This is a genomic window from Sphingopyxis sp. BSN-002 (genome assembly GCF_022024275.1).
Classification (GTDB): Bacteria; Pseudomonadota; Alphaproteobacteria; order Sphingomonadales; family Sphingomonadaceae; genus Sphingopyxis.
Map to the genome: position 1 here is coordinate 3,195,730 of NZ_CP091804.1, position 23,604 is coordinate 3,219,333.

The following is a 23,604-nucleotide window of genomic DNA, read 5'->3' on the forward strand; positions in this document are numbered from 1 at the left end:
CACGCGCACAAAAGGCGTTTGAATCATGAGCTTTCGCAACATCTCCGCCTGGTGCATCCGCAATCCGGTGCCGCCGATCGTCCTGTTCGTGCTGCTGTTGCTGGCGGGCGTCGTCAGCTTCAACCGGATGGACGTCAACGACAACCCCGACGTCGAATTCCCGGCGGTGCAGGTCATCGTCTCGCAGCCGGGCGCCGCGCCGACCGAGCTCGAGACGCAGGTGACGCAGCGCATCGAGGCCGCGGTGCGCGGTGTCAGCGGCGTCGATGAAATGTCCTCCTATGTCGGCGAGGGCAACAGCCGCACGATGGTGCAGTTCGCGATCGGGACCCCGATCGACCGCGCCTATAATGACGTCAACCAGGCGGTGCAGCAGATCCGCAGCGACCTGCCCGACGGCATTCTGGAGCCGCAGGTCGTGCGCGTCGACATCGCGGGCGGTCCGATCACCTATTTCGCCGTCGAAACGAGCGACATGACGCTCGAGCAATTGTCGTGGTTCGTCGACAATACGGTCGCGAAGGACCTGCTTTCTATCCCCGGCATGAGCCAGGTGCGCCGCTCGGGCGGCGTCGATCGCGAAATCCGCGTGATCCTCGATCCCGCGCGCATGCAAAGCTACGGCCTGACCGCAAGCCAGGTGAACCAGCAGCTCCGCCAGACGAACGTCAACGCTGCGGGCGGCCGCACCGAAATCGCGGGTTCCGAACAGGCGGTGCGCGTTCTCGGCAACGCCGCCAATGCGTTCGCGCTCGGGGACTCGCGCATCTCGATCGGCAATGGCCGCACGATCCGCCTGTCGGACATCGCAAAGGTGACCGACGGCTACGCCGAGCAGCGTAACCTTGCGAAGATCCGCGGCCGTCAGGTGCTCAGCTTCTCGATCGAGAAGGCGAAGGGCGCCTCCGACGTCACGATCCATGACGAGACGATGAAGAAGCTCGCGGAGATCAAGAAGAACAACCCCAAGGTCGACTTCAAGATCCTCTTCACGCGCACCGAATATACCAAGGAGCAATATCGCAGCTCGATGGCCGCGATGATCGAGGGCGCGGTGCTCGCGGTCGTCGTCGTCTTCCTGTTCCTGCGCGACTGGCGCGCGACGCTGATCAGCGCGCTCGCGATCCCGCTGTCGGCGATCCCGACCTTCTGGTTCATGGAACTGATGGGTTTCTCGCTCAACGGCCTGTCGCTGCTCGCGCTCAGCCTTGTGGCCGGGGTGCTCGTCGACGATGCGATCGTGGAGATCGAGAATATCGTCAGACATATGCGTATGGGCAAGACCGCCTATCAGGCGTCAATCGACGCCGCCGACGAGATCGGGCTCGCAGTCGTCGCGACGACGATGTCGATCGTCGCGGTGTTCCTGCCGGTCGCGCTGATGCCGGGCGTATCGGGGCAGTTCTTCATCCAGTTCGGGATGACCGTCGTGTTCGCGGTGCTCGTCAGCCTGGCCGTCGCGCGTATGATTACACCGATGATCGCGGCCTATTTCCTGTCGGCGCAGGGCGAGCAGGAGCATGCCGCCGGGCCATGGGTCGACCGCTATGAGCGCATTCTCGCTTGGTCGCTGGACAATAGCAAACATCATGCGAAGCGTGCGGGCTATGACTTGACCGCCACGCGGTTGATCTTCCTCATTGTACCGCTGATCGTCGCCGCGATCGTCGCCGCGGTCGTGGCAGCGATGTACTTCCGGCCTGTGCCCGTCGGTCAGGACGCGCCTAATGCCGCGCTGCATTTCCTGCTGCTGACCCCACTCGTGGCTGTCGTGACCTTCTTGCTGGTCGCGCTTCTCCAGATCGTCCTGGGGGCGATGGTAGTCTGGACAGAGCGTGAGCCGATGTCGAAGATCGCCTCTGCTTATGCGCGGCTTGCAGCTGTTGCTGCCGTGTTGGTCGCGCTGCTGTGGCTTGTTGGCATGTTGTCCCCGATCACCAAGGCGCTGATGGCGTGGGCCGGCATTATGGGTTTCGCGGTCGCGCTCGGATTTGTGTCGTGGGTGTTTGCAAAACTCGGCATGGCGAAATGGACCTTTTCCCATTGGGCGATGTCGATGTCGCAGCGCGCGCGAGCGCGCCTGTTCGACCACCGCGTGTGGATCGTCGGGATCGGCGTTGTCGCCTTCCTGAGCAGCATCGGGATATTCATTATCTCGCCTAAGCAGTTTCAGCCCACGACCAACAGCGACTATAGCCAGGTCCAGTATGAGCTGCCGCCGGGTTCGACGCTTGCGCAGAGCGAGCATATCTCGAACCAGATCAACGATATTCTTGAGGCGAACCCGACGGTCGAAAATGCTTTCTACGACGTCAATGTGGGCGGTGGCAGCGTGTACATCACGCTGAAAAAGAAGCGCGAGATGTCGAGCGTCGAATGGGAACGCAACCTGCAACCCAAAATGTCGGCGATCCCCGATGCGCGCGTCCATTTCCAGAGCCAGTCGGGCGGTTTTTCGGGCCGTGATATCACGATGGTGGTCGGCGGTGACGATCCCGTGGCGCTCGAAAAGCACGCGCGCCTGATCGTTGCGCAGATGGGCAAGCTCAAGGAACTGCGTTCGCCGCGGATCGAGGGCGACATTCCGCGGCCCGAGATCATCGTCAATCCGCGTATGGATCTGGCGGCCGAACTCGGCGTCACGACGGCCGCGCTCAGCCAGACGATCCGCATCGCGACGATCGGCGACATCGATCAGAACGCGGCGAAATTCTCGCTGTCCGATCGTCAGATCCCCATCCGGGTACTGCTGTCCGAAGACTCGCGCCGGGCGCTCGCGACGATCGAGAATCTGCCGGTGCCGACCTCGCGCGGTACGACGGTGCCGCTGAAGTCGGTGGCCGAGATCGGCTTCGGCGCGGGGCCGACCGAGCTGCGTCGTTACAACCAGACGCGACGTATCGTGATCGGCGCCGACCTTGCCCCGGGCCTCGTCACGGGGGATGCCCAGACCAAGATCGATGCGCTGCCGGCGGTGAAGAACATGCCGCAGGGTATCCGCAAGGTCATCCAGGGCGATGCCAAATGGCAGGCCGAGATGATGAACAATTTCTTCATCGCGCTCATTGCCGGGCTGATGCTCGTCTTCTCGACGCTGGTCCTGCTCTATCGCCGTTTCCTCTCGCCACTCGTCAATATGTCGTCGCTGCTGCTTGCGCCGCTTGGCGGCCTGCTGGCGCTCCGGATCGCGGGGATGGAAATCTCGATGCCGGTGTTCATCGGCCTGTTGATGCTGCTTGGTATCGTGGCGAAGAACTCGATTCTGCTCGTCGATTTCGCCATCGAGGAAATGGATCACGGGATCGGCAAGTCGGAGGCGCTGCTCGATGCCGGACGCAAGCGTGCCCAGCCGATCGTGATGACCACGGTCGCGATGGTCGCCGGCATGGTGCCCACCGCGCTCTCGCTGTCGGGTGACGGGGCATGGCGTGCGCCGATGGGCGTGGTCGTGATCGGCGGCCTGATCCTGTCGACGATGCTGACGTTGCTGATCGTTCCCGCGGGCTTCAGCCTTGCCGACAGCATCGAAAAACGCCTTGGCCGCTTCTTCTCGACCTATCTTCTGACCTACCGGAAGGGCGACGATACCAAGCCGCACACGGCGCCAGCACCCGAGCCGGCCGAGTAAATGACGGCAAGCCGGCGCGGTAAGTCACTGCGCCGGTTGCAACCTTTGCGGCATTTCGCCATTTGGTTCGCATGACCGACCACGCGCTCTCCCGGCCGATGGGCGTCGCCATCCCGGCGAAAGGCTCGAACATTCGCGTCGTCGCGACCGGATTGCTCGTCGTCATGGCGGCGGTTTTCGTTACCGCCAAATATTTCCAGGACGTCCATCCCGCCGTTGGCTTCGTCCGCGCGTTTGCCGAGGCGGCGATGGTCGGCGGGCTTGCCGACTGGTTCGCGGTGACGGCCTTGTTCCGCCATCCGATGGGGCTGCCGATCCCGCATACCGCGATCGTCCCGCGCAACAAGAACCGCATCGGCGACACGCTCGCGCGCTTCCTGCTGACCAATTTCCTGTTGCCGCGGCTGATTGCGCGCAAGATGCAGACGGTTGATGTCGCGGGCGCGGTCGGCAAATTCCTGTCGCAGCCGGCCGAGGGCGGCGGGCGCCTGAAGCTCGGCGCGTCGCGGATCATCGCCGACGGGCTCGGCGCGCTTGACCAGCAGCGGCTGGGTGGCATGGTCAAATCGGCGATCGCCGACCGGCTGCGCGAACTCGATGTCGCCCCCTTGCTGGGGCAAGCGCTGCAGGCGGCGCTCTCGGAAGGGCGGCACCAGCCGCTGCTCGACGCGATGGTCAAATGGGGATCAAAGACGCTCGAACTCAACGAGCATCTGATTCACCAGATGGTCCACGACAATTCGAACGCGATCGTCCGCTTCACGGGACTCGACGAGAGCATCTCGAACCGCATCGTCGCCGGTTTGTCGAAGCTGCTCAGCGAGATGGCGGTCGACGAAACGCACCCGTTGCGTATCCGCGTCGAGGAAGGCCTCGCCAAGATGGCGCTCGACCTGCAGCACGATCCCGAAGTGAAAGCGAAGGTCGCCAAGGTTCGCGACGAGTTGCTCGAGAACAGGGCGGTCAAGCGCTGGCTCGACGGCCTGTGGGAACAGGGACGCAGCGCCTTGCTCAAAGCTGCGCGCGACCCCGATACGATGCTCGCGGGACAGCTAGGCGAACTGATCACGCAATTCGGGACGATGCTGGGCGAGGACGAAGGCATCAAGCGCACGCTCAACCGTTATGCGCGCCGCGCGGTCGTCGGCATGGTCGACAGTTATGGCGAGACCGCGCTGCAGCTCGTCTCGGACACGATCCGCGGCTGGGACGCCAAGACGATCACCGACCGGCTGGAAAATGCCGTCGGCGACGACCTGCAATATATCCGCATCAACGGAACGCTGGTCGGGGGGCTCGTCGGCGTACTGATCCATACCGTCGACATCTGGATCTAACTGACCGCCGCCAGTCCCTCGCGAAATGTCGGGTAGCGCGGTGTCCACCCCAGCAGCCGCTTCGCCTTGCCGTTCGCGACGCGGCGGTTCTCGGCATAGAAGGCGCGTGCGGCAGGCGACAAGCCCGCTTCGTCGAGCGTCTGTAACGGCGGCAGGGGGGCGCCCAGCATCGCGCAGCCCCATTCGACGAGTCGGTTCTGGTGACAGGGTTCGTCGTCGGCGAGGTTATAGACACCTGCCGCTCCCCTGAACGAGGCGATCACACCGCCGACAATGTCGTCGACATGGATGCGGCTGAAGACCTGATCGGGCAGGTCGATCCGGTGTGCTCGTCCTTCGCCGATGCGGTCGAGGATCGAGCGGCCGGGTCCGTAGATGCCGGGCAGGCGAAATATGCGGACGTCGCCACGCAGTGTCTGCCACGCCCGGTCGGCGGCGTTGCGATCGGCGCGGCGGCCCTTGACCGGTGCGCTCTCGTCGACCCACGCGCCGCCTGCGTCGCCATAGACGCCGGTCGAGGACAGATAGCCCACCCATGTCGCGGGCGCGACCGCCAGCGCCTGTCCGTATCGCTCGAGCACCGGATCGATACCTTCACCGGGTGGTACCGACGACAGGATATGCGTCGCCGAGCGCAACGCGCCGATCACCGCCGCCTCGTCGCCGAACGCGATGCTGCCACCGCGCCCGTCCTGCGTCGTTCCCATGACCTCCCAGCCGCGTGCGTCCAGCCGTGCGGCGAGATGCCCTGCCGCATAGCCCATTCCGAAAATCAGCATCCTTGCCATCGCGCGCCTTATTGCGCGCCTGTCGCCCCGCGCCTAGACCCTCGTGCATGACCGACGCCTCTTCCACCCCCGCCGTTCCCGTCACGATCCACCGCGGCGACTATCGCCCGCCCGAGTGGCAGGTGCCCGATATCGCACTCGATTTCGCGCTCGGGATTGACGAGACACGCGTCACGGCCGCGCTTTCGGTTGTGCGCCACGCCGATGCGCCAACGCCGATGACCCTGCGCGGAGACGGGCTGACCCCGCTTGCGGTTCGGGTTGACGGTGAGGGCTGGAACGACTGGCGTATGGACGGCCCCGACCTGATCGTCGACCTCGGCGACCGGGCCGAGGCGGTGGTCGAGGTCGATACCGCGATCAACCCGGCTGCGAACACCCAGCTCATGGGCCTCTATGCCTCGAACTCGATGCTCTGCACCCAGTGCGAGGCCGAAGGCTTCCGCCGCATCATCTTCCACCCCGACCGGCCCGACGTGCTCAGCCGTTACAAGGTCCGCATGGCGGGCGACAAGGCGCTGTTCCCGATCCTGCTGTCGAACGGCAATTGCATCGCGTCGGGTGAAGAGGGGAGCGATCACTGGGCGCTGTGGGAAGATCCCTGGCCGAAGCCGTCCTATCTCTTCGCGCTCGTCGCGGGCGACCTCGTCGTCAACCGCGACGAATTCGTCACCATGTCGGGGCGCAAGGTCGAACTGGGCATCTGGGTGCGCGACGGCGACGTCGACCGCACCGGCCATGCGATGAAGGCGCTCAAGGACAGCATGGCGTGGGACGAGCGCGTCTATGGCCGCGAATATGACCTCGACCTGTTCAACATCGTCGCGGTCAGCGACTTCAACATGGGGGCGATGGAGAACAAGGGCCTCAATATCTTCAACACCCGCTACATCCTTGCCGATCCCGACACCGCGACCGACCTCGATTATGACGGGGTCGAGGGCGTCGTTGCGCACGAATATTTCCACAACTGGTCGGGCAACCGCGTCACCTGCCGCGACTGGTTCCAGCTCAGCCTGAAGGAAGGCTTCACCGTCTTTCGCGACCAGAGCTTTTCGGCCGACATGGGCTCGCCGCCGGTCAAGCGGATCGAGGATGTCCGCCTGCTGCGCGCCGCGCAGTTCCCCGAGGATGCGGGGCCGCTCGCGCATCCGATCCGGCCCGATTCCTATCAGGAAATATCGAACTTCTACACCGCGACGGTCTATAACAAGGGCGCCGAGATCATCCGGATGATGGCGACGCTGCTCGGCCCCGAGCGTTTCCGCAAGGGCACCGACCTCTATTTCGACCGCCACGACGGCGAAGCCGCGACGTGCGAGGATTTCGTCCGCGCGATGGAGGAGGGAGGCGGGATCGACCTGACCCTGTTCCGCCGCTGGTACGAACAGGCCGGGACGCCGCGCCTCAGGCTCGCGCTCGGAGAAGAGGGCGGTGAATGGTATCTCGACGTTGCGCAAATCGTGCCGCCGACGCCCGGTCAGCCCGACAAGCAGCCCGCGATGATGCCGCTGCGCCTCGCCGCCTTCGCGATGGACGACAGTGGTGCCGCGCTCCCCGACACGCTCGTTACGCTCACCGAAGCAACGCAACGTATCGCGCTCGGCAAATTCGCCGCGCGCCCGGCACTGTCGGTCAACCGGGGCTTCTCGGCGCCCGTCATCGTCGAGTTCGAACGCGCGCCGGGCGAACTCGCATGGCTCGCCGCGCATGATGACGATCCGTTCGCGCGCTACGAGGCGCTCCAGCAGCTGATGCTCGACACGCTCGTCGCGGCCGTGTCGGGCGAGGCTGCCGACCATCAGGCGGTGATCGACGCGGTCGGATTGACGCTGGCGGGGCGCGCGTCCGACCCGGCTTTCGTCGCCGAAGCCATCCTGCTGCCGAGTGAGGCCTTTATCGGCGACCAGATGGTGACTGTCGATCCCGACGCGATCCGCCGCGAACGTCTTGCGCTACAGGCGGCTATCGGCCGCGCGCTCGAAGGCGAGTGGCGGGCGATCCTCGGCGAGGTCGCGCCGCCCGCCGCGATTCTGTCGCGCAAGGCCAAGGGCGGGCGCCGGCTGCGCGGTGTCGCGCTGGCCTATCTCGCCGCGACCGGAATCGAGGATGTGTCGACGCTGGCGTTCGGGATATTCTCGGGCGCCGACGGGATGACCGAGCGGCAGGCGGCGCTCGCGACGCTCGCGCATGGGAACAGCCCCGAACGCATCGCGGCGCTGGATATTTTCTACCAGCGCTATCGCGACAATCCGCTCGTGCTCGACAAATGGTTTCAGGTGCAGGCGTGGTCGATGCGGCCCGACACGGTCGATGCGGTCGAGGCTTTGGCGCAGCACCCCGACTTCACACTCGCCAATCCGAATCGCGTACGCTCGCTATACGGTGCGCTCACCGGCAATCAGGCGGCGTTCCATCAGGCCGATGGCGCGGGCTATCGCCTGATCGCCGACCTGGTGATCGCGCTCGATCCGAAAAACCCGCAGACCGCAGCAAAGATGATCCCGCCGCTCGGCCGCTGGAAGCGTTTCGACGACGCGCGTCAGGCGATGATGAAAGCGGAGCTGGAACGTATATTGGCGCAGCCCGGCCTCTCGCGCGATGTGACCGAGCAGGCGTCGAAAAGCCTGCTGGGCTAGCCGCCCAGCCAGGTTGCGACGTCGACCGCGACCTTGTTCGCGGCGCGCGTCAGTGCTTCGCCGACCGGCTTGGCCTCGACTTTGCCGCCGATGCTCTCGCGCACCTCGAAGCGGCGCTGGGTCACGGTCTTGCCGCCCGCCGAGACGAGCATCGCCTGGAAGACGACGACCGCCTCGTTCGAGCGCGCGTCGACGCCGAATTCCATGAGTTGCCCGGCAAGCTGCTCGCCGGGTGCGGTCAGATATTGCCCCTCGTCGAGCACGACGCGCGAGGTGCGCGCGGCAACGGTTTCGGAGACGAGCCGCTGGAAGAGGCGCGAAGGCGCCTCGACCCACTGCGCATCCTTCACATAGGTCACGCTTGAACCGTCCTGCTGCACCGGAATCCGCGTCGTGCGCAGCTTCTGGGGGGCGGTCGGGATCAGGATCGTCAGCGTCGCTGCCTCGGCCGCCGTGCGCGCGGTGCCGGCTTGCGGCGCAGCGTCGGGGTCGAGTGTCAGCAGAAACGGTGGCGTCTTGCCGCCAAGCCCGATGCAGCCCGAGAGCGTTACGGCAAGGGCGACGCTCATCAGCGGGGCGCGGAGTTTTCGCATATCGAGCATCCTCATTGCTTGTAATCGGGCAGCTTGCTGCCACCCAGAACCGCACCCGCACCTTGCTGGTCGAGCTTGTCGGTCAGGCTCGACAGCGAGGCGGAGGTCCGGCGCAGGTCGCGGATCAGCGCATTGGCTTCGGGGATCGTCGTCTCGCTGAAGGTCTTGAGCCCCGGACGGGCGTCGGAGATTGCCGCCTCGAGCGTCTTGATCGAATTGTTCGCGGATTTCAGCGTATCGCGCAGGTTCGCCATCGCGGGATCGACATTGCGGTCGATCGTGCCCTGCGTCGCTGCCGCAAGATTGCCGACCTGCTCGGCGGCATTCCCCGCTTGCTGGATCGCGATCCGCGTATCGGCGATCGCCTTTTCGAGCGCCGGGCCGTTACGCGCGAGCGTCGCGGTCGTCGCCTCGACATTGTCGAGAATGTTCGCGAAGCTCTCCTGATTCTTGTCGTCGGCGAGTTCGGCGAGGCGTTCCGACAGGGTCGAGAGACGCTGGAGCAGCTGCGGCGCGGTGTTCAAAAGCTCGCCGAGACCACCAACACGTGTCGGGATTACCGGTTTGCCCGCGGGACCCTTGTCGGCGATTGCCGGGGCACCCTTGACCGCGCCGTCGAGCGAAATCTGCGAGACGCCGGTAAAGCCGACGCCCTCGAGTGCGGCGGTGGTGCCCTGCAGGATCGGTACGCCTTCGTTGACTTCGATCCGCACGCGGACGAACTGCGGGTCGTCGGGCCACAGCGCGATCTCGCGCACCTGTCCTGCGGGGACGCCCGAGAATTGCACCTGTGCGCCCTTGTTCAGCCCGTCCACCGACTGCTTGAAAAAGATGTCATATTCGCGCTTCGTGCCGCCGCTGTCATTGGCGAGCCAGACGACGAAGATCGCGAGCGCCGCGACGAAGAAGAGGACGAACGCGCCGACGAGCACATTGTTCGAGCGTGTTTCCATCAGCTTTTCCTATCCTGCCGCTCTGTCGCAATATTGCAGCCAGCGGCCGCCCGGCCGCGGGGGCCGTTGAAATAATCCTGTATCCACGGATGCTCGGTGGCAAGCAGTTCCGGGATCGTGCCGACCGCGATCACCCGCTTCTCTGCCAATACCGCGACCCGGTCGCAGGTTGCATAAAGCGAGTCGAGATCGTGGGTGATCAGGAAGACGGTCAGCCCCATCGTATCGGCCAGCTCGCGGATCAGTTCGTCGAACTTGGCGGCGCCGATCGGGTCGAGCCCGGCAGTCGGTTCGTCGAGGAAGAGCAGGGCCGGGTCCAGCGCCAGCGACCGGGCCAGGCCGGCGCGCTTGACCATGCCGCCCGACAGCTCGGCCGGATATTTCGGCCCGGCATCGGGGGGCAGGCCGACCATCTGCACCTTGTATGCCGCGATCTCGTCGAGCAGCCGCTGGTCCAGCCGCGGATAATATTCGCGCAGGGGAACCTGGATATTCTCGGCGACGCTGAGCGTCGAAAACAGCGCGCCGCCCTGGAACATCACACCCCAGCGGCGACGAAGGTCGCGCGATTCTTCCTGATCGGTGATCGTGTCGAGCGTCTTGCCATAGACCTCGATCTCACCCGCGGTCGGGGTCTGCAGCCCGACGATCGATCGCATCAGAACCGATTTGCCGGTGCCCGACCCGCCGACCACACCGAGAATTTCGCCCGAGCGCACGTCGAGGTCGAGATTTTCATGGATCACCGCGTCGCCGAACTGGTTCTTGAGGCCGCGGATACGGATCGCATATTCGAACTTTTCGGGGCGTACCGCGTCGGCGGCGGCCAGCTCTTCCTTGATTTCCTGCTGCTGGATGTCGTCGGCCATCAATTCCATCCCAGCGAGGAAAAGAAGACCGCAAAAAAGGCGTCGAGCACGATCACGAGGAAGATGGCGGCGACCACCGCCGATGTCGTGCGCTTGCCGACTTCCTCCGCATTCTGGCGAACCTGCATGCCTTCGTAGCAGCCAGTCACGCCGATCAGGATGCCGAACACCGGCGCCTTGATCAGCATGATCCAGAAATCGTGCATCGGTATGATTTCGCGTAGCCGCTGCACATAGGTCAGCGGCGGGATTTCGAGCCCGACCCAGCAGAAGACGCCGCCGCCGACGATCGCGCAGATGCTGGCATAGAAGCCGAGCAAAGGCATGGTGATCGTCGAGGCTGCGACACGCGGCAACACGATCGCTTCCATCGGGGATACGCCGATCGTGCGCATCGCGTCGATCTCTTCGGTCAGTTTCATTGTCCCGATCTGCGCCGCAAAGGCCGATCCCGACCGCCCGGCAACCATGATCGCGGTCATCAGCAGGCCGAGTTCGCGGATCGACGCGCGGCCGACGAGATTGATCGTGAACACCTCCAGCCCGAATTGTTCGAGCTGCACCGATCCCTGCTGCGCGATCACGATCCCGATCAGAAAGCTCATCAGTCCGATGATCGGAAGGGCGTCGACGCCCACCGTCTGGAAGCGGGTGACGACGGCATGCCACCGCAGCCGTCGCCGCGCCCGGATCTGGACGCCGAGCGCGATGATCATTGCGCCGAAGAAATCGACGATGCCGACGAGCTCGCGCCAGATGGCGACGCTCGCGGTGCCGACCTGTTCGAGCATGCGCTCGATCGCCGAGCGCCGGTCGCGGTGAACGCGATATTCGCTCTTGTCGTCTTTCAGCGCCTCGAGCAGCCGTTCCGCTTCGGGGCTCGCGCCGACGACCTTCGCGCCATGTTCGTTGACGGCGCGGGTGACGATCCACGCGCCGACGGTATCGATGCGTTCGATTTCGGAGAGGTCGAGCGATTCGATCGGACCCAGCTCTTCAAGGCGGGCGGGGACGTCGCCGAGGCGCGCCAGTGTCAGGCGGCCGGTAAAGCGGACCGCGGCGCCGTTGGCGCCGTCGCTAAAGTCGAAGTCCGCCCGGGCCACCATCTCGCCGGGACCTTGTATTATTTCATTTGTGACAGCAAGCGAATCCCGCCCCCTTGGCCGCTTCGTTCCGTCGCACTATGACCACGCGCATGGAGACTCCCGCTGTTTCGCCGACGACCGGCTACACGCATCGCGTTGCCATGTACGATATGGATCGAACGATAACGCGTTCAGGGACTTACAGTGGATTCCTTATGCATGTTGCAAGGCGGCGCCAGCAATGGCGGCTGCTGTTTCTGCCGCTCGTCGGGCTTGCGGGCGCAGGCTACGCGCTACGCCTTATCGACCGGTCGCGGCTGAAAGCGATCAACCTGCGCCTGCTTGTGGGCAAGAGTTTCAGCCGAACCGAAATTGCGCCGCTCGCCGAGAGCTATGCCGACAAGGTGGTTGCACGCGGGCTGCACAGCGCCGCCCTCGACCAGATCGCGGCCGACCGCGAGGCAGGCTACCGGCTCTTGCTCGCGACCGCGTCCTTCCATCTTTATGTCGACGCGATCGCGCGGCGGCTCGGGATCGACGATGTGCTCGCCACGCAGCTCGACGAGCCCGATGGCGCCGACCACATCCACGCGCGGCTGGCGGGCGCCAATTGCTATGGCGAGGCCAAGTTCGCGCGCATCTCGGACTGGCTCGCTGCGAATGAAATCACCCGCGATCAATTGCATGTCCGTGCTTATTCGGATCACGTCTCGGATCATCCGATGCTGCACTTCGCCGACGAGGCGGTCGCCACGACGCCGTCGCGCAAGCTGAAACAGCTTGCGCCCAGAATGGGCTGGCAAGTCGTCGACTGGCGCGCCAAGCGCGGTCGTTAGACCGCGTCGAGTGCCTGCGCAAAGTCGGCGATCAGGTCATCCGGGTCCTCGATGCCGATCGACACGCGGACCAGATTGTCGGTGATGCCAAGCGCCTTCTTGCGCTCGTCAGGGACCGACAGATGCGTCATCGCCGCGGGATGGCTCGCGAGCGTTTCGGTGCCGCCGAGGCTGACCGCAAGCTTCGCGATCTTCAGCGCATCGAGGAAGCGGAAGCTCTCGGCCTCGCCGCCCTTGATGAACAGCGAGAAGGTCGATCCAGCGCCGCTGCAATGGCGGTCGTAGATGTCCTTCTGCCGCGCGTCGCTGATGAAGCCCAGATAGCCGAGTCCCTCGACCTTCGGATGATCGCGCAGGAAAGTGCAGACCTTCAGCGCATTCTCGCCCGCGCGGCTCATCCGCAGTTCCAGCGTTTCGAGGCTGCGGAGCAGCATCCACGCGGTGTTGGGATCGCAGATCGTACCGATCGTGTTGCGCATCGGCCGGATCGCGTTGATCAGGTGCTGGTCGCCCGACACCCCGCCCGCGACGAGGTCCGAATGACCGCCGGCATATTTGGTGAGGCTGTAGACGACAAGCTCGGCGCCCTGCTTCAGCGGCTGCTGCCACAGCGGGCCGAGGAAGGTGTTGTCGATCGCGATCGCGGGCTTGTGCTCGCCGGGGAACGCCGCATCGCGTGCGTTGCGGACGGCCTCGACGTCGACCAGCGCGTTGGTCGGATTCGCCGGGCTTTCGAGATAGACGAGCGCGACCTTGCCGCCCTTTTCGGCCGCCAGCGCCTTGGCGCGATCGAGAATGGCGTCGATCTCCTCGCGCGTCGCGCCGGCGGGGAAATCGAGGAAGCTGACGCCGAAGCGCGACAGGATGCGCGCGATCAGCGTTTCGGTCGCGGCATAGAGCGGGCCCGAATGGACGATCACGTCATTCTGGTTCACCAGTGCGAGGAGCAGCGTCGCGATTGCCGACATGCCGCTCGAAAAGACGAGGCTGTCGTCGGCGCCGTCCCAGACCGCAAGGCGATCCTCAAGGATCTCCTGGTTCGGCCCGTTGAAGCGCGAATAGACGAGGCCGTCGGCGGGGCCTTCGCGCTTGCCGGTGATATGCTCGAAGAAGCGTTTGCCCGCCGCGGCGTTTTCGAACGCGAAGGTCGAGGTCAGGAAGATCGGCGGCTTCAGCGAGCCTTCCGACAGCATCGGATCATAGCCGAGGCCCATCATCAGCGTTGCGGGGCTCAGCTCCTTGTCACCGATCTTCTTGCTGTTCGTCTTGGGTTTGCCGCGCATGGCCATGGGGGAAGCTCCTTGAGATATGGCGGCCCTTATAGCGCTCAAAGTTTCGTTTGAAACTATATTGCGCGGTCAGTCCTCGATGATCAGACTGCGCTCTTTCGTTTCGGGCAGCATCATCGTGGCGACGCCGGCCATGCTGATCACCGCGGCGACATAGAAATAGAAGAGCCATTCGACGCCTGCGCCCTTTAGCGCGAGCGCGACCATTTCGACGGTGCCGCCAAAGATCGCATTGCCGATCGCATAGGGCAGGGCGACGCCGAGACCGCGAATATGCGCCGGAAACAGCTCGGCCTTCACCAGCGCGTTGTTCGCCGTGTAGCCAGCCTGGAAGGTCAGCGGGATCAGGATCAGCAGGGTCGCGACGATGGGCGAGGTGACGGTTTCGAGCGTCAGGAAGGTCGGCGCCGCGACGATCGCGCCGCCGATCCCGAAGAGCAGCAGCATCGGCTTGCGCCCGAAGCGGTCGGCGAGCGCGCCGAACACCGGCTGCATCAGCGTGAACCAGATCAGCGCGGCGGCGATGATATAGGTCGCGGTCGCCTTGTCGAAGCCGACGGTGTTGAACAGATATTTCTGCATGTAGCTGGTGTAGGTATAGGCCGCGAGCCCGCCGCCTGCCGACAGCATGCCGACGAGGATGCTCTCGCGGCGATGCTCCTTCCACAGCAGCCTTGCGGTCGAAACGGGCCGGTCGACGGCCTGGTTTTCGAACGACGGCGTTTCGGCGAGATTGCGGCGGAGCATGTAAACAACGAGCGCGAGGATCGCGCCGATGACGAACGGGATGCGCCATCCCCACGCGGTCAGTTCGGCCTCGGTCAGAAAGGCCTGCAGGATGACGGCGACGAAGATCGCGCAGAGCTGGCCGCCGATCAGCGTCATATACTGGAAGCTCGCCCAGAAACCGCGATGCTCCTTGGGTGCCATTTCGGACAGATAGGTCGCGCTGGCGCCATACTCGCCGCCGAGCGACAGGCCCTGCAGCATCCGTGCGACCAGCAGCGTCGCCGGACCGAACAGGCCCGCGGTCGCATAGGTCGGAGCGATCGCGATCAGCATCGACCCGCTGAACATCAGCGCGACCGACAACGACAGCCCGGCCTTGCGCCCGCGCGTGTCGGCGAAGCGCCCCATCACCCACGCGCCGATCGGCCGCATGATGAAGCCGACGGCGAAGATCGCCGCGGTGCTCAGAAGCTGCGCGGTCGGGTCGGCCTTGGGAAAGAAGACGGGGGCAAAATAGATGGCGAAGGCGGCATAGGCGAACCAGTCATACCATTCGACGAGATTGCCCGCCGAACCGCCGACGATCGAGACGAGGCGTTTGCGCGGTATGGCGAAGGCCTTCATCGATCCCCCTCAGCTCAGTCCGATCAGCGATATCTGTCGGCCGTAGCGGTTTTCGTTTCTGTGGCACGCGCGGCGGTAGCTGAAATAGTCCGCCTCCTCCGCATAAGTATCCTGTCCGCCGATGGCAATTCGGGTGACGCCCGCGGCGGCGAGACGCGCCGCGACATAGGCCGCAATGTCGAACATCGCATGACCCGGCTTGCCCGCCGCGAAGAAGCGTTCGTTGACGGGAGCGTCGGCGAGGAAGCGGTCGACGAAGCCGTCGTCGACTTCATAGGAGCCGCGGCCGATGCAGGGGCCGATCGCGACCGCAATGTCGCTGCGGCGGGCGCCGAGACTTTCCATTGCGTCGAGCGTCGCATCGGTGACCCCGGCGAGCGCGCCTTTCCATCCTGCATGTGCTGCGCCGACAACGCCGGTCTGCGCATCGGCAAAGAGGACCGGAACGCAGTCGGCAGTCAGGATGCCGAGCAACAGTCCGGTCGTGCGTGTCGCAAGCGCATCGGCCTCGGGGCGGGCAGCGAGATCGCTGGTCTCGTCGACGATCACGCAGCGATTGCCGTGAACCTGATAGAGCCCGGTCAGCTTCGCGCCGGGCAACACGGCGTTGGCGGCGCGGCGGCGGTTCTCGGCGATCAGGTCGGGATCGTCGCCCGACCCGAACCCGCAGTTCAGCGAGGCAAGGTCGCCGGTCGACACGCCGCCCTGCCGTCCGAAGAAGCCGTGCGGAACGCCGAGCGTCGCAGCGCCGATGAAGCTCGCGGTCACAGGTCGAGCCTGAAGAAACGGTCCTCGTCGACATGGTTGCCGACCCGGAAGGCGTTGCGCCCGACGTCGTAGAAGCCATAGCGGCGATAGAAGGCCTGCGCGCGGTCGTTCTCGGTGAACACGGTGAGATACAGGATCGACGCGCGCTCGCGCGCCCACGCGATTCCCCATTCCATCAGCGCGACCGCGACACCGGTGCCCTTGGCGGCTTCGGCGACATAGATCTGGTGCAGTTCGACCGCATCGTCGGTCGGCTGTTCGGGGGGCAGGTCGAATTCGACCGGCCCCATCTTGATATAGCCGAGGATCGCGCCCGCTTCGCTTCGCACGAGCGCGATGTCATGCCCCGCATCCTCGATCTGCGCGCGCACGCGTTCGGGCGGGTTCCAGTCGGCGAGGAAGGCCGACAGGTCGGCGGGGTCATAGATATGCCCGAAGGTATGCGTGAACGATCCGTTTGCGAACGTCGCGATCGCTTCGGCATCCTCGGGCCTGGCGAGCTGGATGGCGGTCATGCGGCTTCTCCTGAAAATCCAGCGGGTGCGGGCCATCCCGGTGCGGTGACTGCGATCAGCTTGAACAATTCGCCCATCGCGTCGGTTTCGACCAGCCGGTCGCGCTGGCCCCGCAACTCTTCGGCGCGATCGGGCGCGGCGGTCGAAAGTGACTTCAGCCGCGCGTCGATGCCGAGGCGTTTCAGCCAGTTGCCCTGCGGCGTCGGGCCGTCGATCGTCACACCCGCGGCGCGTGCCGCATCGGCGAGCGCGGCAAAGTCGACATGCGCGGTCAGATCGACCTCGCCCGGGTCGACGAAGGGATTGGCGAATCGATGGGCTTTCACCGCCTGCAAGGTATCGCCCGCGGCGGGGCCGCTATAGCCGTAATCGATCACCAGCATCGCACCGCCCTGGTGGACAAGGCGGAAGGCGCAGCGCTGCATGATTGCGGCCGACACGGGTGCGGTTTCGACGATCGTATCCTGGGGCCGGTCGCGGAGCGCGGGGGGCACGGCATCGTCTGCCCGAATGCTCCCGGCGACCGGCGCCAGCCCCGCTTTGCGACGTTCGACCATCCGCTCGCGCCAGCCATCGGCCGTCTTCACATATTGATGAACGGGCAGCGCATCGAAAAACTCGTTGGCGATGATGATCAGCGGCGCATCGTCGGGCAAGGCATCGACCTCGTCGTGATGCTCCGCTTGCGGGATGCGCGCCGCCTGGGCGGTTCGCAAGGTGGGGCTGGTTTCGACAAGGTGCACGCCGGCCGGCACGCAGCCGAAGCGCGCGGCGGCGCGAAGAGCGTCTGCGGCAAGCGTCCCGCGGCCGGGGCCGAGCTCGACATAATGGAAGGCTGGACTGCCCGCGCGGCTCCACAGATCGGCGACCCAGATGCCGATCAGTTCGCCGAACATCTGGCTGATTTCGGGCGCGGTGGTGAAGTCGCCCGCGGCGCCGAGTGGATCGCGCGTCGCGTAATAGTGCGCGTTGGCGGCCGCCATATAGTCGGCGACGGTCATCGGCCTGGCGGCGGCGATATCCTTGATCAGTTGCTCGGGCGTCGGTGGGCCCTCACGCAACGGCGTCGGGTCCCGCGATCGGCTCGACCCGTTGGCGACGCCTCTTCGCTGTCGCGACGAGCCAGATTCCGATCAGGATCATCGGCACCGTGAGCCACTGGCCCATCGAAAGACCGGTCGCTTCGACGACATTCATCCGTTGCGCGTCGGGCTCGCGGAAAAATTCCACGGCAAAGCGGCTGAGCCCATAGATGATCGAGGCCATGCCCACGAGAAAGCCGGGCTTGTATCGCGCATCGGTGCGCCAGAACAGGAAGGCAAGAATGGCCATCATCACGATACCCTCCAGCCCGGCTTCGTAGAGCTGGCTGGGGTGGCGCGGTTCGGGGCCGCCGTGCGGAAAGATGATCGCCCACGGCACGTGGGCAACCCGGCCCCACAGCTCGCCGTTCACGAAATTGGCGAGGCGTCCGAGGAACAGCCCGAAAGGGATGGTGCAGGCGATGTAGTCGCAGAAGCGCAGGAAGCTGAGCTTTTCCTTGCGCGTCACATACCAGATCGCGATCAGCACGCCGAGCACACCGCCGTGCAGCGACATCCCTCCGTCCCATAGTTTGAAGATCTCGACCGGCTTCTTCAGATAGGATTCGAGATTGTAGAACAGGACATAACCCAGCCGGCCGCCCAGGATGATACCGAGCATGGCATAGAAGATCATGTCGTCGGCGTGGCGTCGCGCCATCGGGGCACCGGGCTGCGCGATCAGCTTCAGCAGGTACCAGTAGCCGAGAAAAACGCCCGCAAGATAGGCGAGCGCGTACCAGCGGATCGGCCAGCCGAAGACGCTGAACGCGATCTCGCTATGCTCGCCCATCAGATCTTGAAAGTTAAGATGTTGCGTCGCTTCGGCTAAGGTTGCAAAAAGAAACATATAGTCGCGCTGTCCTTCCCCAGGAGAGGCCTTCCCCATAGGGGGTAAGGCGAGCGAGACCAAGAGGAGAGATGCCCAATGCCTTCCGCGCTCGATCTGCGCCTGGAATCCGCCTATAATCTGATCACGGGCCCGGGCGGTCCGATCCAGGTGGGGTCCGTCGAACGCTTTGGCCGCGAGCTGCCGTTCATCACCAATGCGCCCACGAACCTGGCCGATTATGTCGCCTATTTCAGCGCGATGCACGGCGACGCGACCTTTCTGGTCGAAGGCGACGAACGGCTGAGCTTCAAACAGGTCTATGCCGCCGCCCGCCAGGTAGCCGCGGGCCTGATCGAAGGCCATGGCGTCCAGCGCGGCGACCGCATCGCGATCGCGATGCGCAACGCCAACGCGTGGTGCGTGACCTATGTCGGCATCCTGCTCGCGGGTGGCTGCGCCACGCTGCTAAACGGCTGGTGGCAGGGCGCCGAACTGGCCGCGGGTATCGACGATGCCGAAGCGAAGCTTGTCATCGCCGACGTCCAGCGCGCGGCGCGGCTCGCCGAGCCCGGCGTCAGCCACGGCGCGAAGGTGGTCACGCTCGACATCACGAAACCGATAGACGAGGCGATCGCGCCGATCGCTGCGGGTGGTAGCGCCGAAACCGTGTTGCCGACGCTGACGGGACAGGATCTGGCAACGATCCTGTTCACTTCGGGATCGACCGGCCAGTCAAAGGGCGCCTACTCGCGCCACGAGGCGGTGGTGCAGGCGATCTTCAACTATGTGACGCAGACCGCGAGCATCGTCCATCTGCTGACCGAGGACGGTCAGATGTCGGAAATCCAGCCCGCGACCTTGATCTGTACGCCGCTGTTTCACGTCACCGCAGAAATCCCCGTGTTCCTTCAGAGCTTCGCGCTCGGGCGCAAACTGGTGCTGATGCCCAAGTGGAACGCCGACGAGGCGATGCGACTGATTCAGGACGAGAAGTGCAATTATTTCGTCGGCGTCCCGTTGATGAGCTACGAGATTCTCGTCAGTCCGAACCGCAAGAATTATGATCTCTCGACCTGCCGGAGCTACGCCGGCGGCGGCGCGCCGCGTCCGCCCGAGCATGTCCGCCGTCTCGCGAGCGAGATGGGCGATGCCAAGCCGCTGCTCGGCTATGGCCTGACCGAGACCAATGCCGTCGGCTGCGGCATCATCAACGAAAATTACGTCGAAAAGCCTTTGTCGACGGGGCCGGCGTCGAAGCCGCTCGTCGACCTCGCGATCCTCGACGACAATGGCAATGAACTGCCGCAGGGCAGCGTCGGCGAAGTCTGCATGCGCTCGGTCTGCAATTTCGAGGGCTATTGGAACCGCCCCGACGCGACGAAGGCGGCCTTCTTCGACAATGGCTATTTCCGCTCGGGCGATCTCGGCTATCTCGATGCCGACGGCTATCTCTTCATCGTCGACCGCAAGAAGGACATCATCATCCGGGGCGGCGAGAACATCAGCTGTCAGGAAGTCGAGGCCGCGATCTACGAGCACGCCGAGGTGAACGAATGCGCCGTATTCGGCCTGCCCGACGAGCGGCTCGGCGAATGCGTCGGTGCCGTCGTCTGGATGAAGCCCGGGAGCAGCGTGACTGCCGACGAACTGACATCGTTCCTGAGCACGCGGCTCGCGCCCTACAAGGTGCCGTGCCGGATCTGGATGTCGAACGACGCGCTGCCGAAGCTGGGCAGCGAAAAGATCGACAAGGTCAGTCTGCGTAACCTCTATCGCGAGCAATATGCAGCCGAGGCGGTCGCCTAGTTCGCTAGCGGCCCGGCAGGGGAAATCGCAATCGGTCCGGCCGGGCCATGGAAGTTCGCGTTGATTATGAACGGGATGGGGGTATCAGGGGTTCGCAGGGGCAGATAAAGATAATGAGGCCGCGTCCATGTCCATCCTGCATCCGTTTCTCTCTCGCGTCATTCGCAAGGGCCGGCTGACCGTCATCGATCCCGACGGCACCGCCGAGCATTTCGGCGAGCCTGCGGCGGGTTTTCCGGAAGTAAGCGTTCGCTTTGTCACCCGCACGGCAATGCGCCGTGTGATCCTCGATCCGCGGCTCGGCGCGGGCGAGAGCTATATCGACGGCGATATGGAAGTCGTCGAAGGCGACATCATGGCACTCATCGGTCTGCTGCGCATGAATACGCCGTGGGATCGCGGCGCGAAGCTCAAGGACAAGACGCGGGTCGGCCGCTGGATCGAAGGGCTGAAAACGCGGCTCGGCTCGATCAACCGGCGGCGCCAGTCGCGTGCCAATGTCGCGCACCATTACGACATCGGCAACGACCTCTATCGCCTCTTTCTCGACCGCGACATGCAGTACAGCTGCGCCTACTGGCCGCGGCCCGACATGTCGCTCGACGAAGCGCAGGAGGCGAAGAAGGCGCATATTGCGGCAAAGCTCGCGCTCGCGCCGGGGCAACGCATTCTCGACATCGGCTGTGGCTGGGGCGGGATGGCAATCACGCTCGCGCAGCTTGAGGCGGTCGAGGTGCTTGGTATCACGCTATCGGTCGAGCAGCTCGAACTCGCGCAGCAGCGCGCCGAGCAGGCGGGCGTCGCGGGGCGCGTGCGCTTCGAGCTGATCGACTATCGCGACCTTGCCGAGCGCAACGCCGGGGGCTTTGACCGCATCGTCTCGGTCGGCATGTTCGAACATGTCGGCGCCCGCAATTTCGAAACCTTCTTCCGCGCCTGCGCGAACATGCTGACCGCCGACGGGGTGATGCTGCTCCACACGATCGGGCGTTTCGGCAAGCCGGGCGCGACCGACGCCTTCACGCGCAAATATATCTTTCCCGGCGGCTATATTCCGGCGCTTAGCGAGACGCTCGCGGCGAGCGAGAAGAGCCGGCTGATCGCGACCGATATCGAGACGCTGCGCCTCCACTATGCCGCGACCCTGCGTCACTGGTATGCGAACACGCTCTCGCACGAGACCCAAATCGTGAAGATGATGGGCGCACGCTTTTTCCGCATGTGGTGCTTCTATCTCGCCGGAGCGACCGCTGCATTCGAAAGCGGAGGGATGGGGAATTATCAGATCCAGTTCGCGCGCAGCCGTCATGCGCTTCCGCTGACGCGGGATTACATGGCCGAAGCCGAGGGTCGCTATACCGGATAACGCTCGTTCATGACCTCCCAGCTCAGCGCGACGAGCTGTTCGAGCACCTCCAGATCCACGTCCGCGAGCTTGTTGACGTAGAGGCACGACTTGCCGGTCTTGTGCTTGCCGAGCTTTGCCAGAAGCGCGTCCGCCTCGGGCTGGCGGTCGAGATAATGGCCCATGAGATACAGGGTCATCGCGGCTTTGCGCGGCGAGAAGCCCGCGCGGCACATTGTCCCCGAATGGCCGCTGTCATAGACATAGTCATAGCTGCCATAGCCGATGATCGACGGCCCCCACATCCTGGCCTTTTGTCCCGTTACCCGCTCGTGCATGGCATCGATGACAGTGGCCTCGTCGCGGCGACGCGCGTCGGGAAGTGCGAGGATGAAATCGGCGACGCCGGCTTCGGTCGCTTTGGTTTTGATTTCCGCCTTGCCCATCACGATCTCCCTCCGCGCAAGCATATCGCGTCCCTTCGTGCGGTCCAAGCCGGTTGCGCCTTGGGCGACGGCCTGCTAGCCGCGCCCGCGTCTTTCCCTCGCCAAAGGTGCCATCATGTCCGAGTCCTTCAAGCGCGTCGTCCTCGCCTATTCGGGCGGTCTCGATACCAGCGTGATCCTGAAGTGGCTGCAGGTGACCTATGGCTGCGAGGTCGTGACCTTCACCGCCGATCTGGGGCAGGGCGAGGAGCTTGAGCCCGCGCGCGCCAAGGCCGAGCTGATGGGGATCAAGCCCGAGCATATCTATATCGATGACCTGCGCGAAGAATTCGTCCGCGATTTCGTCTTCCCGATGATGCGCGCGAACGCCCGCTACGAGGGCGACTATCTGCTCGGCACCTCGATCGCGCGTCCGCTGATCTCGAAGCGGCTCGTCGAGATCGCCAAGGAAGTCGGTGCCGACGCCGTGGCACATGGCGCGACGGGCAAGGGCAACGATCAGGTGCGTTTCGAGCTGTCGGCCTACGCGCTGAACCCCGACATCAAGGTCATCGCGCCGTGGCGCGAATGGGACCTGACCAGCCGCACCGCGCTGATCGATTTCGCAGAGAAGAACCAGATCCCCGTGCCCAAGGACAAGCGCGGGGAGAGTCCGTTCTCGACCGATGCGAACCTGCTGCACACCTCGTCGGAGGGCAAGGTGCTCGAAAACCCGTGGGATGAAACCCCGGACTATGTCTATTCGCGCACCGTCAATCCTGAGGACGCGCCCGACGCGCCCGAATATATCGAGATCGATTTCGAGCGCGGCGACGGTATCGCGCTCAACGGTCAGGCGATGTCGCCTGCGACCCTGCTTGCGGCGCTCAACGACCTTGGCCGCAAGCACGGCATCGGCCGCCTCGATCTCGTCGAGAACCGTTTCGTCGGCATGAAGTCGCGCGGCATGTATGAGACGCCGGGCGGCGAAATCTATGCCCGCGCGCATCGCGGCATCGAGAGCATCACGCTCGACCGCGGCGCGGCGCACCTCAAGGACGAGCTGATGCCGAAATATGCCGAGCTCATCTATAACGGCTTCTGGTTCGCGCCCGAGCGCGAGATGCTGCAGGCCGCGATCGATCTCAGCCAGGAAAAGGTCAGCGGCACGGTCCGCCTGAAGCTCTATAAGGGCAACGCGAGCGTCGTCGGCCGCAAGTCGCCGAACAGCCTCTACAGCGAACGCCATGTGACGTTCGAAGACGATGCCGGCGCTTACGACCAGAAGGATGCGGCCGGCTTCATCAAGCTGAACGCGCTGCGGCTGAAGCTGCTCGCGAAGCGCGACCGCTAGGTTCGACTCGCTGGTTGCAGGTGCGGGACCGGCGGCGCTAGCTTTCGGTTCGGCGCTATATTGCCGTTTTGGCAAGGCAGGTTGATGGTAAATTCCCACAAATATCT

19 protein-coding genes are annotated in these 23,604 nt (G+C 64.5%); 7 read left to right on the forward strand and 12 right to left on the reverse strand.

Features of this window, described 5'->3' with window-relative positions:
• Nucleotides 1-25 precede the first annotated feature (25 nt).
• Together L7H23_RS15810 and L7H23_RS15815 are read left to right on the forward strand one after the other, a co-directional pair.
• A complete protein-coding gene (locus tag L7H23_RS15810; RefSeq protein WP_237836824.1) occupies nt 26-3,628 on the forward strand; it encodes an efflux RND transporter permease subunit in 3,603 nt (1,200 codons plus the stop codon).
• Nucleotides 3,629-3,699: 71 nt separating this feature from the next.
• Nucleotides 3,700-4,965, forward strand: coding sequence for a DUF445 domain-containing protein (locus L7H23_RS15815; protein ID WP_237836825.1), 1,266 nt, complete (start codon nt 3,700-3,702; stop codon nt 4,963-4,965).
• On the opposite strand, the gene L7H23_RS15820 is transcribed toward L7H23_RS15815, so the two are convergent.
• Entirely contained in the window at nt 4,962-5,753 is a 792-nt protein-coding gene (locus L7H23_RS15820) for an SDR family NAD(P)-dependent oxidoreductase (protein ID WP_237836826.1), read from the reverse strand. The two genes, L7H23_RS15815 and L7H23_RS15820, sit on opposite strands and share 4 nt — an antisense overlap.
• A gap of 47 nt (nt 5,754-5,800) precedes the next feature.
• On the opposite strand from L7H23_RS15820, the gene pepN reads away from it, so the two are divergent.
• Nucleotides 5,801-8,392 carry an aminopeptidase N gene (gene pepN / locus L7H23_RS15825; RefSeq protein WP_237836827.1) on the forward strand — a complete coding sequence of 864 codons (2,592 nt, stop codon included), beginning with the start codon at nt 5,801-5,803 and terminating at the stop codon, nt 8,390-8,392.
• Here the strand turns inward: pepN and L7H23_RS15830 are convergent.
• The 4 genes from L7H23_RS15830 to L7H23_RS15845 are packed head-to-tail and all read right to left on the reverse strand — an operon-like array spanning nt 8,389 to nt 11,913.
• On the reverse strand, nt 8,389-8,985 hold the full coding sequence (locus tag L7H23_RS15830; protein WP_237836828.1) for an ABC-type transport auxiliary lipoprotein family protein: 597 nt from the start codon (nt 8,983-8,985) through the stop codon (nt 8,389-8,391). The two genes, pepN and L7H23_RS15830, sit on opposite strands and share 4 nt — an antisense overlap.
• Nucleotides 8,986-8,996: 11 nt before the next feature.
• On the reverse strand, nt 8,997-9,938 hold the full coding sequence (locus L7H23_RS15835) for an MlaD family protein (protein WP_237836829.1): 942 nt from the start codon (nt 9,936-9,938) through the stop codon (nt 8,997-8,999).
• A complete protein-coding gene (locus tag L7H23_RS15840; protein WP_237836830.1) occupies nt 9,938-10,807 on the reverse strand; it encodes an ABC transporter ATP-binding protein in 870 nt (289 codons plus the stop codon). The genes L7H23_RS15835 and L7H23_RS15840 overlap by 1 nt, the downstream gene beginning before the upstream one ends.
• Nucleotides 10,807-11,913 carry an ABC transporter permease gene (locus L7H23_RS15845; protein ID WP_237836831.1) on the reverse strand — a complete coding sequence of 369 codons (1,107 nt, stop codon included), beginning with the start codon at nt 11,911-11,913 and terminating at the stop codon, nt 10,807-10,809. Before L7H23_RS15845 ends, L7H23_RS15840 begins: the two co-directional genes overlap by 1 nt.
• Before the next feature lie 89 nt (nt 11,914-12,002).
• Here L7H23_RS15845 and L7H23_RS15850 point away from each other — a divergent pair, with 89 nt between their 5' ends.
• Entirely contained in the window at nt 12,003-12,728 is a 726-nt protein-coding gene (locus tag L7H23_RS15850) for an HAD-IB family hydrolase (protein ID WP_237836832.1), read from the forward strand.
• On the opposite strand, the gene L7H23_RS15855 is transcribed toward L7H23_RS15850, so the two are convergent.
• The 6 genes from L7H23_RS15855 to lgt form a co-directional block, all read right to left on the reverse strand.
• Nucleotides 12,725-14,017, reverse strand: coding sequence for a cystathionine gamma-synthase family protein (locus L7H23_RS15855; RefSeq protein ID WP_237836833.1), 1,293 nt, complete (start codon nt 14,015-14,017; stop codon nt 12,725-12,727). The two genes, L7H23_RS15850 and L7H23_RS15855, sit on opposite strands and share 4 nt — an antisense overlap.
• A gap of 69 nt (nt 14,018-14,086) precedes the next feature.
• Nucleotides 14,087-15,370 carry an MFS transporter gene (locus L7H23_RS15860; protein WP_237836834.1) on the reverse strand — a complete coding sequence of 428 codons (1,284 nt, stop codon included), beginning with the start codon at nt 15,368-15,370 and terminating at the stop codon, nt 14,087-14,089.
• Nucleotides 15,371-15,379: 9 nt separating this feature from the next.
• Nucleotides 15,380-16,138 carry a peptidoglycan editing factor PgeF gene (pgeF, locus tag L7H23_RS15865; protein ID WP_237836835.1) on the reverse strand — a complete coding sequence of 253 codons (759 nt, stop codon included), beginning with the start codon at nt 16,136-16,138 and terminating at the stop codon, nt 15,380-15,382.
• Entirely contained in the window at nt 16,135-16,653 is a 519-nt protein-coding gene (locus L7H23_RS15870; RefSeq protein ID WP_237836836.1) for a GNAT family N-acetyltransferase, read from the reverse strand. The genes pgeF and L7H23_RS15870 overlap by 4 nt, the downstream gene beginning before the upstream one ends.
• Nucleotides 16,650-17,636: an SAM-dependent methyltransferase gene (locus tag L7H23_RS15875; protein ID WP_237839280.1), complete on the reverse strand. Its 987-nt coding sequence runs from the start codon at nt 17,634-17,636 to the stop codon at nt 16,650-16,652. The genes L7H23_RS15870 and L7H23_RS15875 overlap by 4 nt, the downstream gene beginning before the upstream one ends.
• 70 nt (nt 17,637-17,706) lie before the next feature.
• Nucleotides 17,707-18,528, reverse strand: coding sequence for a prolipoprotein diacylglyceryl transferase (lgt, locus tag L7H23_RS15880; RefSeq protein WP_237836837.1), 822 nt, complete (start codon nt 18,526-18,528; stop codon nt 17,707-17,709).
• Between the two features lie 135 nt (nt 18,529-18,663).
• On the opposite strand from lgt, the gene L7H23_RS15885 reads away from it, so the two are divergent.
• Together L7H23_RS15885 and L7H23_RS15890 are read left to right on the forward strand one after the other, a co-directional pair.
• Entirely contained in the window at nt 18,664-20,373 is a 1,710-nt protein-coding gene (locus L7H23_RS15885) for a class I adenylate-forming enzyme family protein (RefSeq protein WP_237836838.1), read from the forward strand.
• Between the two features lie 127 nt (nt 20,374-20,500).
• Nucleotides 20,501-21,739, forward strand: a complete 1,239-nt coding sequence (locus tag L7H23_RS15890; protein ID WP_237836839.1) for a cyclopropane-fatty-acyl-phospholipid synthase family protein — start codon at nt 20,501-20,503, stop codon at nt 21,737-21,739.
• Here the strand turns inward: L7H23_RS15890 and L7H23_RS15895 are convergent.
• Nucleotides 21,727-22,188, reverse strand: a complete 462-nt coding sequence (locus L7H23_RS15895; protein ID WP_345790410.1) for a DUF1801 domain-containing protein — start codon at nt 22,186-22,188, stop codon at nt 21,727-21,729. The genes L7H23_RS15890 and L7H23_RS15895 overlap by 13 nt on opposite strands.
• Before the next feature lie 91 nt (nt 22,189-22,279).
• On the opposite strand from L7H23_RS15895, the gene L7H23_RS15900 reads away from it, so the two are divergent.
• Nucleotides 22,280-23,497, forward strand: a complete 1,218-nt coding sequence (locus tag L7H23_RS15900; protein ID WP_237836840.1) for an argininosuccinate synthase — start codon at nt 22,280-22,282, stop codon at nt 23,495-23,497.
• Nucleotides 23,498-23,604 lie beyond the last annotated feature (107 nt).

What these genes read in the sequence shown, in the direction of transcription:
- L7H23_RS15885 (WP_237836838.1), top strand. Translation starts at nt 18,664, where the DNA reads ATGCCTTCCGCGCTCGATCTGCGCCTGGAATCCGCCTATAATCTGATC.
- L7H23_RS15855 (WP_237836833.1), bottom strand. Translation starts at nt 14,017, where the DNA reads ATGGCCATGCGCGGCAAACCCAAGACGAACAGCAAGAAGATCGGTGAC.
- lgt (WP_237836837.1), bottom strand. Translation starts at nt 18,528, where the DNA reads ATGGGCGAGCATAGCGAGATCGCGTTCAGCGTCTTCGGCTGGCCGATC.
- L7H23_RS15830 (WP_237836828.1), bottom strand. Translation starts at nt 8,985, where the DNA reads ATGCGAAAACTCCGCGCCCCGCTGATGAGCGTCGCCCTTGCCGTAACG.
- L7H23_RS15900 (WP_237836840.1), top strand. Translation starts at nt 22,280, where the DNA reads ATGTCCGAGTCCTTCAAGCGCGTCGTCCTCGCCTATTCGGGCGGTCTC.
- L7H23_RS15875 (WP_237839280.1), bottom strand. Translation starts at nt 17,636, where the DNA reads ATGGCGGCCGCCAACGCGCACTATTACGCGACGCGCGATCCACTCGGC.
- L7H23_RS15860 (WP_237836834.1), bottom strand. Translation starts at nt 15,370, where the DNA reads ATGAAGGCCTTCGCCATACCGCGCAAACGCCTCGTCTCGATCGTCGGC.
- L7H23_RS15845 (WP_237836831.1), bottom strand. Translation starts at nt 11,913, where the DNA reads ATGGTGGCCCGGGCGGACTTCGACTTTAGCGACGGCGCCAACGGCGCC.
- L7H23_RS15820 (WP_237836826.1), bottom strand. Translation starts at nt 5,753, where the DNA reads ATGGCAAGGATGCTGATTTTCGGAATGGGCTATGCGGCAGGGCATCTC.
- L7H23_RS15840 (WP_237836830.1), bottom strand. Translation starts at nt 10,807, where the DNA reads ATGGCCGACGACATCCAGCAGCAGGAAATCAAGGAAGAGCTGGCCGCC.
- L7H23_RS15815 (WP_237836825.1), top strand. Translation starts at nt 3,700, where the DNA reads ATGACCGACCACGCGCTCTCCCGGCCGATGGGCGTCGCCATCCCGGCG.
- L7H23_RS15850 (WP_237836832.1), top strand. Translation starts at nt 12,003, where the DNA reads ATGGAGACTCCCGCTGTTTCGCCGACGACCGGCTACACGCATCGCGTT.
- L7H23_RS15835 (WP_237836829.1), bottom strand. Translation starts at nt 9,938, where the DNA reads ATGGAAACACGCTCGAACAATGTGCTCGTCGGCGCGTTCGTCCTCTTC.
- L7H23_RS15895 (WP_345790410.1), bottom strand. Translation starts at nt 22,188, where the DNA reads ATGCTTGCGCGGAGGGAGATCGTGATGGGCAAGGCGGAAATCAAAACC.
- L7H23_RS15870 (WP_237836836.1), bottom strand. Translation starts at nt 16,653, where the DNA reads ATGACCGCCATCCAGCTCGCCAGGCCCGAGGATGCCGAAGCGATCGCG.
- L7H23_RS15810 (WP_237836824.1), top strand. Translation starts at nt 26, where the DNA reads ATGAGCTTTCGCAACATCTCCGCCTGGTGCATCCGCAATCCGGTGCCG.
- pepN (WP_237836827.1), top strand. Translation starts at nt 5,801, where the DNA reads ATGACCGACGCCTCTTCCACCCCCGCCGTTCCCGTCACGATCCACCGC.
- L7H23_RS15890 (WP_237836839.1), top strand. Translation starts at nt 20,501, where the DNA reads ATGTCCATCCTGCATCCGTTTCTCTCTCGCGTCATTCGCAAGGGCCGG.